At 63.9% G+C, this 14,928-nt stretch carries 17 protein-coding genes and 1 pseudogene; 7 read left to right on the top strand and 11 right to left on the bottom strand.

Going from position 1 to position 14,928, the window contains the following annotated elements; translation table 11 throughout:
• Positions 1 to 9: 9 nt before the first annotated feature.
• From fliE to motA, 9 genes are all read right to left on the bottom strand, one after another.
• Positions 10 to 339 (bottom strand): flagellar hook-basal body complex protein FliE, encoded by a 330-nt coding sequence (fliE, locus tag K408_RS0114750; RefSeq protein ID WP_024339328.1) that lies wholly within the window; start codon positions 337 to 339, stop codon positions 10 to 12.
• Between the two features lie 2 nt (positions 340 to 341).
• Complete coding sequence (gene flgC / locus K408_RS0114745; protein WP_024339327.1) at positions 342 to 758, bottom strand: flagellar basal body rod protein FlgC; 417 nt, start codon at positions 756 to 758, stop codon at positions 342 to 344.
• Positions 759 to 769: 11 nt separating this feature from the next.
• A complete protein-coding gene (flgB, locus tag K408_RS0114740; protein ID WP_029674070.1) occupies positions 770 to 1,171 on the bottom strand; it encodes a flagellar basal body rod protein FlgB in 402 nt (133 codons plus the stop codon).
• 62 nt (positions 1,172 to 1,233) lie between these two features.
• A complete protein-coding gene (flhB, locus tag K408_RS0114735; protein WP_024339325.1) occupies positions 1,234 to 2,319 on the bottom strand; it encodes a flagellar biosynthesis protein FlhB in 1,086 nt (361 codons plus the stop codon).
• A 13-nt stretch (positions 2,320 to 2,332) separates the two neighbouring features.
• The gene (locus tag K408_RS0114730) at positions 2,333 to 3,373 is read right to left on the bottom strand and encodes a flagellar motor switch protein FliG (RefSeq protein ID WP_024339324.1); all 1,041 of its coding nucleotides are present in this window, start codon (positions 3,371 to 3,373) and stop codon (positions 2,333 to 2,335) included.
• A gap of 2 nt (positions 3,374 to 3,375) precedes the next feature.
• Complete coding sequence (gene fliN, locus K408_RS0114725; RefSeq protein ID WP_024339323.1) at positions 3,376 to 3,750, bottom strand: flagellar motor switch protein FliN; 375 nt, start codon at positions 3,748 to 3,750, stop codon at positions 3,376 to 3,378.
• A 74-nt stretch (positions 3,751 to 3,824) separates the two neighbouring features.
• Complete coding sequence (locus tag K408_RS0114720; protein WP_024339322.1) at positions 3,825 to 4,139, bottom strand: hypothetical protein; 315 nt, start codon at positions 4,137 to 4,139, stop codon at positions 3,825 to 3,827.
• Positions 4,120 to 5,061 (bottom strand): flagellar motor switch protein FliM, encoded by a 942-nt coding sequence (locus K408_RS0114715; protein WP_024339321.1) that lies wholly within the window; start codon positions 5,059 to 5,061, stop codon positions 4,120 to 4,122. Before K408_RS0114715 ends, K408_RS0114720 begins: the two co-directional genes overlap by 20 nt.
• Positions 5,058 to 5,954 (bottom strand): flagellar motor stator protein MotA, encoded by an 897-nt coding sequence (motA, locus tag K408_RS0114710; protein WP_024339320.1) that lies wholly within the window; start codon positions 5,952 to 5,954, stop codon positions 5,058 to 5,060. Before motA ends, K408_RS0114715 begins: the two co-directional genes overlap by 4 nt.
• A 141-nt stretch (positions 5,955 to 6,095) precedes the next feature.
• On the opposite strand from motA, the gene K408_RS0114705 reads away from it, so the two are divergent.
• The 5 genes from K408_RS0114705 (at position 6,096) to K408_RS0114685 (ending at position 11,853) form a co-directional block, all read left to right on the top strand.
• Positions 6,096 to 6,884 (top strand): DUF1217 domain-containing protein, encoded by a 789-nt coding sequence (locus K408_RS0114705; protein ID WP_024339319.1) that lies wholly within the window; start codon positions 6,096 to 6,098, stop codon positions 6,882 to 6,884.
• 3 nt (positions 6,885 to 6,887) lie between these two features.
• Positions 6,888 to 7,616 carry a flagellar basal-body rod protein FlgF gene (flgF, locus tag K408_RS0114700; RefSeq protein ID WP_024339318.1) on the top strand — a complete coding sequence of 243 codons (729 nt, stop codon included), beginning with the start codon at positions 6,888 to 6,890 and terminating at the stop codon, positions 7,614 to 7,616.
• A gap of 41 nt (positions 7,617 to 7,657) precedes the next feature.
• Entirely contained in the window at positions 7,658 to 8,983 is a 1,326-nt protein-coding gene (gene fliI, locus K408_RS0114695) for a flagellar protein export ATPase FliI (protein ID WP_024339317.1), read from the top strand.
• A gap of 824 nt (positions 8,984 to 9,807) precedes the next feature.
• Positions 9,808 to 10,443: a MarR family winged helix-turn-helix transcriptional regulator gene (locus tag K408_RS0114690; RefSeq protein WP_024339316.1), complete on the top strand. Its 636-nt coding sequence runs from the start codon at positions 9,808 to 9,810 to the stop codon at positions 10,441 to 10,443.
• A gap of 345 nt (positions 10,444 to 10,788) precedes the next feature.
• Positions 10,789 to 11,853 carry a ketopantoate reductase family protein gene (locus tag K408_RS0114685; RefSeq protein WP_024339315.1) on the top strand — a complete coding sequence of 355 codons (1,065 nt, stop codon included), beginning with the start codon at positions 10,789 to 10,791 and terminating at the stop codon, positions 11,851 to 11,853.
• Positions 11,854 to 11,878: 25 nt separating this feature from the next.
• Here K408_RS0114685 and K408_RS43890 read toward each other — a convergent pair whose 3' ends face one another.
• On the bottom strand, positions 11,879 to 12,001 hold the full coding sequence (locus K408_RS43890; RefSeq protein WP_283805271.1) for a hypothetical protein: 123 nt from the start codon (positions 11,999 to 12,001) through the stop codon (positions 11,879 to 11,881).
• 160 nt (positions 12,002 to 12,161) lie between these two features.
• On the opposite strand from K408_RS43890, the pseudogene K408_RS43400 reads away from it, so the two are divergent.
• Positions 12,162 to 12,571: pseudogene (locus K408_RS43400) on the top strand (YkgJ family cysteine cluster protein); the annotation flags it as partial.
• A gap of 104 nt (positions 12,572 to 12,675) precedes the next feature.
• Positions 12,676 to 14,190: a helicase HerA domain-containing protein gene (locus tag K408_RS0114675; protein ID WP_024339314.1), complete on the top strand. Its 1,515-nt coding sequence runs from the start codon at positions 12,676 to 12,678 to the stop codon at positions 14,188 to 14,190.
• Positions 14,191 to 14,199: 9 nt separating this feature from the next.
• Here K408_RS0114675 and K408_RS0114670 read toward each other — a convergent pair.
• Positions 14,200 to 14,928, bottom strand: a 729-nt coding sequence (locus tag K408_RS0114670) for a HoxN/HupN/NixA family nickel/cobalt transporter (RefSeq protein ID WP_028145896.1), incomplete at its 5' end; no start/stop codon positions are given.

Raw genomic sequence — 14,928 nt, 5'->3', positions numbered from 1 at the left:
TCCTTCAGGTCAGATCGACATCCGAACCACTTCTTGATAGGCCTGCACCACCTTGTCGCGAACCGCGACCGCCGTCTGCAGCGCTTGCTCGGCCGACATCAGCGCTTCCACGACGCGACGCGTCGATTCCTTGCCCTGCATCGCCGAGATCGAGGCTGCTTCGCCCGCCTTCAGCGTCCCGATCGCGTCGTTCGTCACCTGCTTCATCACAGATTCGAAGCCAACCTCGTCACCGGTCTGGATTGCAGTGGTCGCCGCGGGCGCGGCGACCTGCGTCTCGGTGGCGCGGGACGCCGCCTGCCCGGCGGAAATCGCAGTGGATGAGATCGCCTCAAGCATTGTCAGCTCCTCAGGAGGTCGATGGTCATGCCGAGCATGGATCGCACCTGTTTCACGACCTGGAGATTGGCCTCATAGGATCGGTTGACTTCCCGCATGTCAGCCATCTCGATCATCATGTTCACGTTCGGCAGCTTGACATAGCCGGCCTTGTCGGCAGCAGGATGTCCTGGATCGTACTCCACGCGGTACGGCGTGGTATCGACCCCGATCTCCTTGACCTTCGCGAGCTGCGCGCCCGAAGCTCGGTCCATGGCGGCATCGAAGGTGATGGTCTTGCGCTGATACGGATCAGCACCGGCGGTGCGCCCCGTCGAGGTGGCGTTCGCAAGATTCTCCGAGACGATGCGCATGCGCGTCGACTGCGCTTCGAGCCCTGAGGATGCGACCGTCAATGACGCTTGCAGGGAGTCCAGCATGTCAGTTCACCTCAGGCTTTTGCACTCGACAGGACCATGCGGTGAAACGACCGCACGATCGCCGAGTTCATCGAATAGTCGCGGCTGACGTCGCTGCCCTTGATCATCTCCTGCTCGAGGCTGACGGAGTTGCCGGAGTGAACCACTTCCCAGCTGTCCCTCTTCGCAGTCTTCCGCGTGTCGGTCTCGGTTGCGGATAGCTGCATGTGCGACGGCGATGTCGTCGCAAGCCTCACCGGCATGCCGTCGAGCACCTTGTTGAAGGGCTCGACGTCGCGAGCCCGAAAGCCAGGCGTGTTTGCGTTGGCGACGTTGGTGGCAATGGTCGACTGGCGGAGCTCGAGGTAGCGCGCCTGCGACGATGCGAGTTCGAAGAGATAAAGCGGTCCCACGACAGCCCCATTCTGATTCATTCGGGAGCAGCCTAGGCCGTTAAGCTTTCGTCAAGCTGATGGCCGGACCGCCATCAGAAGACCTACTGGACCTTCTCGGTCCGCGGCGCCTGCTTCGACTGCAGGAAGTAGATGATCTCGGCCACGGGCCGGAAGAATTCCGTCGGGATCGCCTGGTCGACCTGAACCGCCTCGTAGAGCGCGCGCGCCAGCGCCTTGTTTTCGATGACGGGGATACGGTTCTGCTCGGCAACTTCACGGATCTTCAGCGCGATCACGTCCATGCCCTTGGCGACGACGAGCGGCGCTGCGTTCTCCTCGCGCTTGTAACGCAGCGCAATCGCGAAGTGTGTCGGATTTGCAATGACCAGCGTCGCACGCGAGGCCGAGGCGATCATGCGCTGGCGCGAGCGGTCACGCGCCAGCGAGCGCAGGCGCGCCTTGATCAGCGGATCGCCCTCCGCCTGCTTGTGCTCGTCCTTGATCTCCTGCTTGGTCATGCGCAGCTCGCGCCGCCAGTGGAAGCGCGCCCAAGCGAGATCGATCGCCACCAGCACGATCGTCGCAATGCAGATCGCTGAGACGATTCGCATCGCGATACTGAGGATCATCTCCGGCAGCGCGACCGGATCGGTGTACATCGCCTCGAACGCCTTCGCTTCCGACGAGCGTAGCACGAAGGCGACGACGGCCGTAACCGCGGCGAGCTTGAACAGCGACTTGGCGAACTCGATCATGCCCTGCGTTCCGAACAATCGGCCCCAGCCGCTGACCGGAGAGATTCGGGCCAAATCCGGCTTGATGCGATCGAGCACCAGACGGGGCGTGTTCTGCAGCAACGACGCCGCGAGCCCGAACACCGCCAGGATGACGACCAGCGGCACCAGGAAACGCAGCGCCTGGAGACCGACCACGGTAAGCAGGTTCTGCGCATCCGCCCCGGTAGAGAGGGGAAAGCCCTCGGGATCGTCGAGAAGGCTCTTCAGCGTCGGCGTCAATCGCTGCACGCCCTGGCCGATCAGGAATGCCTGGATCACCATCAGCGCGGCCATCGAGGCGAAAATGGACGCCTCCCGAGAGACCGGAATCTTGCCCTGCTCGAGCGCATCACGGACTTTCTTCTCGGTCGGCTCTTCTGTCTTGCTCTCCTGATCGGATTTTTCTGCCATGCCCGTTCAGCGGTCAGCGGAAGACCAGCTCATCCTCCTGCTCCGGATTGAGCTCGATCTCACCTTTCTCCGCCAGGTCGAGTGCAAGATCGGTGATCACGCGTCGGGCCTCCAGCACGTCGCGCTGGTTCGACGGCTCGCCGATGGCAAGCTCGTGCTCGACGACGCGGCGGACGCGCGAGGCGACCGAGGACAGGATCAGTTCGCGGAAATGCTTGTCGGTGCCCTTCAGCGCAACGACAATGCGGTCGGTCGGCACCTGATCGAAGATCATGGTGCGCGCCTTCGGCGTCAGGTTGATCACGTCGTCGAAAGTGAACAGCAGCTCCTTGAGCACCTCGGCCGATTTTGGCCGCTTCTCCGACAGGCTCTTCAGCATGTCCTCGATGTGGCCGCGTTCCATCTTGTTGATGATATCGGCGACGCGGGCGTAGGTGTCGGCGCCGAGGTTGCGGGCGAAGTTCAGCGTCAGATCCTCGTGCAGCGTCTTCTCGATGATGCGCATGGCATCGTCGACGATCGGCTTGAGGCTCAGAACGCGCCGCATCAATTCGTTGCGCAGGCTCGCGGGCAGCTGGCTCATGACCTTGGCGGCACAGGCCGGCTTGACTTTCGACAGGATCAGCGCCGCGGTCTGGGGATGCTCCTTGGACAGGTAGCTCGCCAGCGAGTTCTCGGACACCGACGAGACGCGGTCCCACACCGACCGGCTCGAATTGCCGAGCAGATCCGACATGATCTGCGAAACCTGGTCGGCCGGAAGGACGTCGCCAAGCACGGCCTCCAGGCCGCCAAGGGTGCCGAGAATATTGGCGCCCATCGAGAACTGCTGGGCGAACTCCTCGACGATTCCCTCGAGTTCCTGCGCGGTGATCGGCCGCAGCTCCGCCGCGGCCTTGGTGACGATGCGGATCTCCTGCGGCTCGAACTGCTGCAGCACGCTCGCCGCCGCCTGCCGGCCCATCGCCAGCAGGAGCGCGGCGACCTTTTCCGTGCCGCCCAGCGTGGTAACGCCTCGCTGCTTGACGGGAGCGATGCCGACCGGTGCCGCCATGGTCAGGTATCACCCTGCCCCAGCGGTCCGACGATCTCCGTGAGCGAGACGCCGAAGCGGGAATTGTCTTCCTCGACGACGACCACTTCGCCGCGGGCCACGATGCGGCCGTTGACGACGACGTCGACGGGCTCTCCGACCCGATGATCGAGCGGAACCACCGCGCCGCGTCCGAGCTTCATCAGGTTTGCCACGGGAATGGTCGCGGAGCCGAGCACCACCTGCATGGTGACGGGAATGCGCAGGATGGCATCGACATTGGCGAACTTGCCGGTCTCCTCGGCCGTGCGCTGGGCGATCTCCGCCAGCCGCTCCAGCGGAGACGTCTCGGACTCTGCCGATGCAGGTGCAGACTCATAGTCGAAGGATTGCGCCATCTGGTATCGCCTCTTGGTCGTTCTGCTCCCGGAACGCCCTGGCGTTCCGATCGTGTTCGTTCGCCGGCTGGGGCTCAATGCTTGTCCAAGTCGGCCCCGCCTGCGGGCGCGGCGGAGGCGGGCCCGCTCCGCGCATCGAGCGCCGCGATGACATCGTGGGCCTGATCGATCTTCGTACTCAGCACGTTGGCGAGCCGTCCGAGATTTGCCGTGGAATCTTGCGCCGCGGTGATCACTGTATCGAAGGCACCCGCCGTCTCATGCACGATGGTGGAGAATTCGCCCTGATAGCTGCGCAACCGCGCCAGCTCGCGGTGCATCCTGGTCACCCGCATGCTGGTGAAGGCGAGCGCAATCAGCAGCACCACATCAACGAGATAGGATATCATCAACGAACTCCCGCTTCTGATCGATGGGATCCGCCACCTGCATGGCGTAATAGCCATCGAGCTGGCCGATCTGACACCAGAACAGCACCTGGTTGTTGCTTTCGAGACGAGCCAGCGTGCGTGGCGTGGCCTCCAGCTCGAGCACCTGCCCGACCTTGAACTTCACAACATCCTCGAGCGTCACCATTTTCTCGTCGAGCACGGCGCTGAGCGTCACCACTGTCCGCTGGACCTCGCTTTCCATCTGCTCGCGCCAGCGTGGGTCGGCCGCTCGACCGTCGCTGACGACGACGTGAGCGAGCTTCTGGCGGAGCGGATTGAGCGCGGAGTGCGGAATGATGAGGAACATCTGGCCGCCACGGTAGAGCGCCTGCAGCATGATGTTCGCGCAGATCGACATGTTTCCGCTCCGCCCGATCGCCAGCGAAGCCATGGCCGTCTCGACCCGCTCCACGCGAAAGGTGACGTTCGAGGTGCCGGCGAAGGCGGATTGCAGCGCCTTGGCGAACTTTTCAAACAACGTTTGTACGAGCCGAAGCTCAATATTCGAGAAGGAACGCTCGACATCGAGCGGCGGTTCGGCGCCGTCGGAACCGAACATCGCCTCGACCATCGTGAACAAGAAATCACGATCGAGCATGATGATGATTCGGGAGTCCCACTGCTCGGCATAGAGCACCGCCGCGACGGCATTGGCCTCGTAGTCCTTGATGATATCGCCGACACGATCGTTGGTGATGCCGTTGACCGAGAAATAGCAAGGCGTGCCGGCCATCGGCTGCAGGCTGTCGGTGCACGATGCCGCCATGCGATCGAAGATCACATTGAGCATCGGCATACGATCGATCGATATGCCGGCAGCGTCCAGTAGGTAGTTCGGCAGCTGCTTGCGCTGATCGACTTCGGCGTCTTCCATCATCATGCGCGCGCAGCCTTGGGTTCGGCATCGGTCGCGACCGGCTTGGGACCTGCGATGGTCTCATTCTCGACAACGTCGATCGAGGGCCGCTCGCTGCTCGCGATCATCTTCCGTCCGTGCTCGACGGCGATCTGCGGCATGGCACCGTTCATGAATGCCAGCAGCGTCTGCTTGACGATGATGTAGGGCCGACACTTCTTCTCGCGCATCATCTTGATCTTCACCGCGAAGGGCGAGATGATGCCGTAAGACAGGAAGATGCCGGCAAAGGTGCCGACCAGGGCGGCACCGATAAAGCCGCCCAACAGCTTCGGCGACTGATCCAGCGCGCCCATTGCCTTGATGACGCCCAGCACCGCGGCGACGATGCCGAGCGCAGGCAACGCCTCCGAGACCGTCACCAATGCATGATAAGGTGCGAGCTTGCCCTTTACGATGGTGTGGATCTCCTCGTCCATCAGCGCTTCGATCTCGTGCGTGCGCGCATTGCCCATGATGATGAGGCGAACATAGTCGCAGATGAACTGAAGCAGTGACGGGTCGCCGAGCACGCTGGGGAATGCCTTGAAGATCTCGGACGAGGAGGGATCGTCGATATGAGCCTCCACCTCGTTACGGCCCTTGCCTCGCAGCTCGCGCATCAGCGCATGCAGTGCTCCCAGCAGATCGAGGTAATAGCGCTGCCCCGGCACCGCATTGGTGATGGCCTGAATGCAGGCAACCCCGCTGTCGACGACCGTTTTCCACGGATTGGCAAGGATGAAGGTGCCGACGGCGGTGCCTATGATGATTACGAACTCCCACGGCTGCATCAGCACGGCCAGATGCCCGCCCATGGCGGCAAAGCCGCCGAGCAGCGCCGCTACCGTGATGAAAATCCCCACGAAACTGCCCAACGCGCCGCTCCATCGCCGATCCCACCGGGAATATCTAGTTGGCGACGCTTGCGCGAAGCTGGCTTCGGTATCGCCAGCCCCGCGCAAGCAATTCGGGGCAGCTTGAGACGATGCCGCAGCAGCGGCCAGAGGACTCGTGTCATGCTATCCACCATCGCGGACTACACCAGGCTGACCAAGGACATGGGCAAGTCGCTGACGCAGGTGGCGAAGCAGCCGGATGTCAGCCGCGAGACCGACTATTTCCTCAGCCATATCGGCAACGTGAAGAGTATTGACGATTTCCTGAAGGACTATCGTCTGTATTCCTATGCGATGAAGGCTTATGGCCTCAGCGACATGACCTATGCCAAGGCGTTCATGCGCAAGGTGCTGACCGAGGGGGTAACGAGCAAGGACGCCTTCGCCAACAAGCTGACCGACACCCGCTACCGGCAATTCGCCACCGCCTTCAATTTCGCCGCCCTCGGCGACAAGGCGACCCAGACCGCCGCGGCCACGACCGGAACGGCGACCCAGTACGTCACGCAGACCATGGAGGAGAAGGCCGGCGATCAGAACGAAGGCCTGCGATTGGCGCTGTACTTCACCCGCAAGGCTTCCACGATCACGACCGCCTATCAGATCCTCGCGGACAAGGCGCTGACGCAGGTCGTTCAGACCGCACTCGGCCTGCCGGCGACGATCAGTTCGGCCGACATCGACGCCCAGGCCAAGATGATCGCGAGCAAGATCGAGCTCACCGACTTCCAGGATCCGGCCAAGATCACCAAATTCGTGCAGCGCTTTGCGGCGATGTGGGATGCGACCCAGGCCCGGAACGACAGCTCAACCAACCCCGCCCTGGTCCTGATCGCCGGCGCCGCGACGTCGATCAGCATGGACACCAACGTGCTGACGACCCTTCAGAACATCAAATTCAACAGGTAAGCGATGCAATCGGCTCTCTACGTGGGTCTGTCGGCGCAAGTTGCACTCGAGAAGCGGCTCCAGACGATCGCCAACAACGTCGCCAACGTCAACACGGCGGCGTTCCGCACCGACGTGGTGAAGTTCGAAACCGTGCTGTCCAAGGCAGGCCCTACTGCGGTGGCGTTCTCTTCGCCGGGCGACAACGTCATCTCGCGCGAGATGGGCAACATCACCGAAAGCGGAAACCCGCTCGATGTCGCCGTGGTCGGACAGGGCTGGATCGCCTTCGCCGGTCCGAACGGCACGGTCTACACGCGTGACGGCCGTCTCCAGATCGCCCCCAACGGCGATCTCCAGACCGTGAGCGGCTTTCCGGTCGTCGATTCCGGCGGCGCGCAGATCACGCTCGACCCGAACGGCGGACCGATCTCGATCGCGCGCAGCGGCGCCATCACCCAGGACAACAACGAGATCGGCACCATCGGCCTGTTCAACATTCCGGCCGACGCCAACCTCGAGCGCTACGGCAATTCCGGCGTGACGCCCGACCGGCCCGCGACGGCCATTGCAGATTTCTCCCGGGACGGCTTCAAGCAAGGCTATGTCGAGGGCTCCGGGGCCAATCCGATGCTCGAACTGACGCGGCTGATCGCGGCCTCGCGCGCCTTCGACGGCACCAATTCGATGATCGAGGGCACCGAGAGCTCGCTCCAGAACGCCATCCGGGCGCTCGGCGAACCCGGCAAATAGATCGCGCCTCGTGCGCATTGAGATTGAAGTGGACGGTTTCCTTGAACGCTCTTCGGCAACTCGAATGGGCGCTGCTCGAGCTGCAGCAGAGCACTCCGCTGGCAAGCGTCAGCGGCGCAATCTCCGAGATCGCGCCGACGCATTTCCGCGTCTCCGGCCTCTCGCGCTTCGTCAAGCTCGGCGAGCTCATCGGCGTCAACTCCGCCGGCAAGCGCCAGATCGGCGAGGTGGTACGGATCGACAATGACGGCATCGTTGCCAAGCCATTCGACCGGCAGTTTGGCGGCGGACTCGGCTCGGTCGCTTACCGGATGCCCCCCCTGTCGTTCGCGCCCGATCCGAGTTGGAAAGGCCGCGTGATCAACGCCGTCGGCGCACCGCTGGACGGATTGGGACCCCTCACCCAGGGATCGCAGGCGGTCTCGGCAGAGGCGGAGGCGCCCTCAGCGATGAAGCGCGCACGCGTGCACAAACCGCTGCGCACCGGCGTGCGCGTGATCGATCTGTTCGCACCAATCTGCGCCGGCCAGCGCGTCGGCATCTTTGCCGGATCGGGCGTCGGTAAATCGACGTTGCTCGCGATGCTCGCCCGCAGCCAGGGCTTCGACACCGTCGTGCTGGCACTGGTCGGCGAGCGCGGCCGCGAGGTGCGCGAGTTCATCGAGGACGTGCTGGGCCCCGACCGCCACCGTGCCGTCACCATCGTGTCGACAGGCGACGAAAGCCCGATGATGCGGCGGCTGGCGCCGAAGACTGCGATGGCAGTCGCCGAATACTTCCGCGACCGGGGCGAATCGGTCCTGCTCATGGTCGATTCGATCACCCGTTTCGCCCATGCCGCCCGCGAGGTCGCGCTGGCAGCCGGGGAGCCTGCGGTCGCACGCGGCTACGCGCCGACGGTGTTCACCGATCTGCCGCGCCTGCTTGAACGCGCCGGCCCCGGCGAGGAGGGAGCCGGCACCATCACCGGGATCTTCTCCGTGCTGGTCGATGGCGACGATCACAACGAGCCGATCGCGGACACCATCCGCAGCACACTCGATGGGCACATCGTGCTCTCCAGGCACATCGCCGATCAGGCGCGCTATCCGGCCGTCGACGTTCTGGCCTCGGTGTCGCGCCTCGCTCATAACGTCTGGGATCCCGAGGAGCGGGAGCTCGTGAGCAAGCTGCGCGCCATGATCGCGAAATACGAGGACACGCGCGACCTTCGCCTGATGGGTGGATATCAATCGGGGCGCGATTCGGGCCTCGACCAGGCCGTCGACATGGTCCCGCGAATCTACGACGCGATGCGGCAGGGCGCGTCGGCTCCGCCGAGCGCCGATCCGTTCCGCGAGCTGCGGGATACCCTCAAGGGCGAGTAGCAGGTAAGGAGGACGGGGCCACGCCCAGGAGCCGCCTGCCGTCCGTCTTGCACGAGTTTTCGACAGGAGATTGCGCATGTCGCTACGCCCCCGGCGCATGCGCGCGGGCATTCATCACAAATTTCCGTCATGAGCGCACCCACCATTCGGATCAGATCAACGCGTGACCGGGCGCACGCACTCGGTGGACGATTCTGTGAGACCGGGCAACAACAACCAATACGTGCAATTCCTCCGAATTCCCCGTCGATTTTCCGGCAGAAGCGCACAAGTTGTGGATGAAGTACGGACGCACATCGTCGTCATGCACAAGCTTCAATCAGTTTGCGTCGATGAAAGACAGCAACATGCCGTGTAGTCAAACGGTCGTAGCGTTGAGCGCACGTTACTGGATGCGCAGCGATTGCGTTCACTATCATGTGTCCGGAAGAGCGAGATTGTCTTGAACGTTACATTCGCCTGCGGTGACATCCAGTCTGCGCGAGTGTCTCGACTTGATTTTGTTGAGAAGCTCATTCATCGTTTCGACGGAATACAAGAAACGTCTGCTTATGACTTGAGCTTTGGGGGCTTCGGTTGAACTACTCCGATCCACCGTCTGCCGGCGACGGCAATCTCGGCTCCCGCGCGACGAACACGCCGTCGGCATACTATCGGCAACACGGCCTCGCGCTCCCAGCGAGGCGACGCCTATCAGCCGAGATCGGCCGCGGCGCGGTCCATGCCTTCGAACAAGAGCACGACACGACAGGCTCGTCGAACACGCAGGGCACAAAGCGGCTTCGGCACGCCGTGGACGAAGTTCCGGGGGCGGGGTAGATTTCATGCCATTGGCGCGAGAAGCCGTCGAGCTGCTGGTTCAGGCGGCGAGGGCTTGGTATTTCGAAGGCAATCAGCATGGATTGCGCGACCGGGAGTGGATGGCGCTGCGCTTTCTTGGCCGCGCCAACAGGTTTTCGCGCACACCGTCCGCGCTTGCCGGCTTCATCGGCGCCACCCGGGCGACTGCATCGCAGATCGTGAAGACTCTGGAGAGCAAGTCCTTTCTGGTGCGGAAGCCGTCGCATGAGGACAAGCGTTCCGTCGTCCTGCACGTCACCTCCCAGGGCGAGAAATGCCTGAGCCAGCACGACCCGATCAATCATGTGGTGAATGCCGTCGCGGCACTCGGGACCGACGAATGTATCAGGCTGCGCGACTCGCTGCGCGAAATCCTCAATCACCTCGATGCGGCCCATCAGCGTCTCGACGCCAGCATCTGCCGGGACTGCATGTTTCTCGCCGAGCGCAGCCCAAGCACCGGCAAGGGACGAACGACCGCCGAGTTCATGTGTCGGCTCTATCGTGCTCCGATCTCGCTCGAGGAGACTGAACTGCTCTGCACGAGTTTCGAGCGCACGCGCGACCGCCCCAAGATCGAGCAGCATCTCGACCGCGCGCGCGTGGCGGGCCAAGGCTGAGGCGGGCGCTCGCAACGGTGGAGCAACAGGCCTTGGCCTTGGCCAGCGATCACGTTTAGCGAAGGCGGCCCGGACCACGGCCTTGCCCACGCGCGGCTCGCAAGTTCGGCACAGATACCCACGCGTCGCGGAATGAACGAGACGCGCCTTTCGGCGCCATTCATCGGCGCGCGGTTGCGATCTCTCGGGAATACCCTGTCCGTGTTCTGTCCCCGGCGGCCCAGCGCGGCCTTGTATGCATTATCCCAGTTGCCATCGCCGCGGACTTCGCTTTACATGCCGGCAACTCGCCCGCGGATGACAGCCCGGGCTCAAGAACCGCACAAATCGTCAAAGGGACGGAGCATGGCGCGCAACATATTGATTCTGGGAGCTTCTTACGGCTCCCTGCTGGGCACGAAGCTGCTCATGGCCGGGCACAACGTGACCCTTGTCTGCCGCGCCAAGACAGCGGAGCTGATCAATCGCGACGGTACCGAGGTGCGCATCAAGCTGCGGGACGAGGCGGTGCACCGTGCGATCCTCTCACGGGATTTGCCCGGCAAGCTTGATGCGGTCACGCCGGCCAATGTCGATCTGTCACGTTACGACCTGGTGGCCCTTGCGATGCAGGAGCCGCAATACACCAACCACACGGTGCGCGTTCTCATGGTCAAGATTGCGGCGGCCAAACTGCCGTGCCTGTCGATCATGAACATGCCGCCGCTGCCCTATCTGAAGCGAATTCCGGCGCTCGCCGGCATGGATCTCGAAGAGGCCTACACCAATGCGCAGGTGTGGGAGCGGTTCGAGCCGGGCCTGGTAACGTTGTGCTCGCCCGACCCCCAGGCATTCCGTCCGCCGGAAGAAGCCGCGAACGTGCTTCATGTCGGGCTACCCACCAACTTCAAGGCATCGATCTTTGCCGACGAGAAGCACAACAAGCTGCTGCGCGAATTGGAGGCCGATATCGACGCGGTGACGCTCGACGGCCATGACGTGCCCGTGAAGCTAAAGGTGTTCGACTCGCTATTCGTACCGCTGGCAAAATGGTCGATGCTGCTCACCGGCAATTACCGCTGCATCACACCGAACGAGCCGCAGTCGATCCGCGATGCCGTGCACGGCGATCTCAAGCGTTCGCAGACGATTTACGATCACGTCGACGCGATTGCCCGTCGGCTCGGCGCCGATCCGCAGGATCAGGTGCCGTTCGCGAAATATGCCAAGGCGGCCGAGAGCCTGCTCAAGCCGTCGTCGGCCGCGCGCGCAGTCGCGAGCGGCGCACCCTTCATTGAGCGCGTCGACCTCCTCGTGAAGCTGATCTCGCATCAGCTCGGCATGCCCAACGCCGAGATCGACCGCACGGTCGAGACGGTAGACCAGAAGCTGAATGAGAAGATCGTGCAGGGCGGATCCGGCGCGCAGTAATAGGGTGGCTTCCGGATGCGGGCGATCAGGCGATCAGGAATGATTGAAGCCAGATCAGGCCTGTCACGGCGACGAGCCTGACCGCGCGGTTGGGCGTGACTAGGTCCGGACGCCTGAGGCAGCGGGCGCCCCGGTCGCGCCAGAGCATGGCGCGCTCCTTGCTTCTGCTTGCGGCGGAGCTTGCGGTTATCTGCTCGCGACTGGTGTTGCGGCTGGCGATCGGTCCCGCGTCAGCGAGATCCCGATTGCGGCGGCCGTGCTCCGCATCGCCGTGACAAATCTACGTCTACGTCCTGTGTCTTGCCGTCATCTGCCGCTCGTTCACCTGCGCCTGACTGCAAGGCCATCTCGAAGACGGCTGGTTCCCGAGAAGGCCGGCCTCGTCGTGCATTTCAGCCAGGACGCTGTCGATGTCACTGTTGACGACGAGTGTCCCTATGCAACTCTTGTCGTTTCAGCGCAGACCGTTTCCTGCTGCTTGGAAGCACCATCATTATCGAGCCTACGCCGTTCGGAACAGCGTTCCTGCCGCTGACTGCCGATACTTTCCGGTTCCGGCGGGCGACATCGCCAGAACACCTGCGGCAGCTGCACGAGCGCATCGCCGAGATCGAACGGATCAGGCAGGAATTCGGCTCCTGCGATCCCAGAGAACCAGGATGACGATCCCCAAGCGCCGTATCGGCCCGCACTCTTACGGTTGTTGCATCGCGCCTGAACTCCGCCGTGGGCAACGCGGCCTGATTAGCGCCGTAACGCTCGACGCGCCCCGGCGCGGTTGGTAAGCCGCTGTCCGCAGATGACAGGACTTGAGTCGACGTTATGACAGTTGCAATCGAGATGGGGCAGACCACGGCAGGCGCCGCGGCCGCCATGGACCTCGAGGAACTGCTGGCGACCCGCCTCCTGGTGCAAGGTAATTCGGGCTCGGGCAAATCGCACCTGCTGCGGCGGCTCCTGGAGCAGAGCGCGCCGTGGGTGCAGCAGGCCATCATCGATCCCGAGGGAGACTTCGTCACGCTGGCGGAGCGCTTCGGCCATCTCGTGATCGAGGCCGAGGATCACACCGAGCGCGGCCTTCAGGTCGCCGGCGAGCGCGCGCGGCTGCATCGCGTCTCCACCGTGCTCAACCTCGAAGGGCTGGATGCCGAGAACCAGATGCGCCGTGCCGCGGCGTTCCTCGGCGGCCTGTTCGACGTCGACCGTGACCATTGGTATCCGATGCTCGTCGTCGTCGACGAGGCGCAGCTGTTCGCCCCTGCGGTCGCCGGCGAAGTCTCGGACGAGGCGCGGAAGCTGTCGCTTGGCGCGATGACCAATCTGATGTGCCGCGGCCGCAAGCGCGGGCTTGCCGGTATCATCGCGACCCAGCGGCTGGCCAAGCTCGCCAAGAACGTTGCCGCGGAAGCCTCCAACTTCCTGATGGGTCGGACCTTCCTCGACATTGACATGGCGCGCGCGGCCGACCTGCTCGGCATGGAACGACGGCAGGCCGAAGCCTTTCGCGATCTCGAGCGTGGACAGTTCATGGCGCTGGGACCTGCGCTGTCGCGCCGGCCGCTGCGTCTGAACATCGGCCCGACCGAGACCAGCCCGCGCAATTCCACGCCGCGGCTGATGCCGCTGCCGGAAGCAACGTTGGAGGATGCGCGCGCCGTGATCCTCGCCGCGCCGCCGCCCGATGCCAGGCGCCCGCAGCGCAGGCCCGCTCCCGATCTGCTCGAGCAGCTGCGTGCCGCAAGGACGGCCGCGACAGCGGAGATCAGGCCCGAGGTGGTCGAGGTGCCGGTCAGCGCCGAGGAGTTCGCGCAGCGGCGCGAGCGCGTGGATCGGACTCTGCGTGCCGTGCTGGCCGAGCCTGACGCCGGGTTCCGCGCCATCGGCGTGCTCTATCAGGAATTCGTGGTCCGCTGCCGTATCGAGGGCCTCGGCGCGGCGGTGCCCGATCTCAACGAGTTTCGCCGCATGCTGACGCATGCGCGCGCCGGGCTCGGCACCGAGCTTGCCGAGGACGACGCCTGGCAGGATGTGTCGCTGCGCGCCTCGATCCTGCCTGACGACATGCAGGGCGTGTTCATGATGATCGCGCGTGCGGCGAAGGAAGGCTGGCCCTGTCCCGGCGACGCGGCGATCGCCCGTGCCTACGGCTCGCATTCGCTACGTCGCGCGCAGCGGCTGCTCGGCTACATGGAGGAGCAGGGCCTGATCGTCGTCCAGCTCGACGGGGGCGGACGCCGGATCGTGACGCTGGTGGAACTGGCCTGGGCGACGGCACCGGGCGATCCCAACGGCGACGATCTGCCGGTGGAAGAGGTACAGAGCGCGGCTTCGCTCTGAGCTGCGGCGTCAGGTACGCCTCATCACAACCGCCTCGGTCGCATCAAAGCCTGCTCCAGCTTCGGGCGAAGCGCGCCGGTCATCCGCGAACATGCGGCGATGGAGCACGACCGAGACGAGCCAGGCGGCCGCGAACAGCGCGATGACCACGAAGCCGACATCGGCAAGCGACTCGTTGAGGCTCTCGACCAGCGTCCACATGCCGCCGGAGAGGCCGAGGCGGTCGCTGATCAGCCCAAACGCCTCGACCCCGCCGATGAACAGCGCCACTGCGACGGAGGCCCCGGTGATCGTGAGGTTGTACCAGAGCTTGCGCATCGGATCGACGAAGGCCCAGCGATAGGCGCTGACCATCAACGCGGAATCGGCAGTGTCGACCAGCGCCATGCCTGATGCGAACAGCGCCGGGAAGACGAGGATATCGGCAAGCGAAGCACCGCGCGCAGCTTCGCTGGCGGAGATGCTGAGCAGGCCGATCTCGGTCGCTGTGTCGAAGCCGAGGCCGAACAGGAAGCCGAGCGGATACATGTGCCAAGGCTTGGTCACCAGGCGGAACATCGGGCCGAGCAAGCGCGCGAGAAGGCCGCGATGGGCGAGCAGCCTGTCGAGACCTGCGGCATCGTGAAGGCCCTGCTCGCGCGCCGTGCGAAACGTCCGCCACAGGCCGGCGAAGATGGCGAGATTGATGGCTGCGATTACGAGCAGGAACAGCGCCGACACCGATGTCCCGATCAGGCC

This window comes from Bradyrhizobium sp. in8p8, from assembly GCF_000426845.1.
GTDB classification, from domain to species: Bacteria; Pseudomonadota; Alphaproteobacteria; order Rhizobiales; family Xanthobacteraceae; genus Bradyrhizobium; species Bradyrhizobium japonicum_C.
The sequence above is the reverse complement of the archived record's forward strand: the minus strand, read 5'-3'. Positions and strand labels throughout refer to the sequence as shown.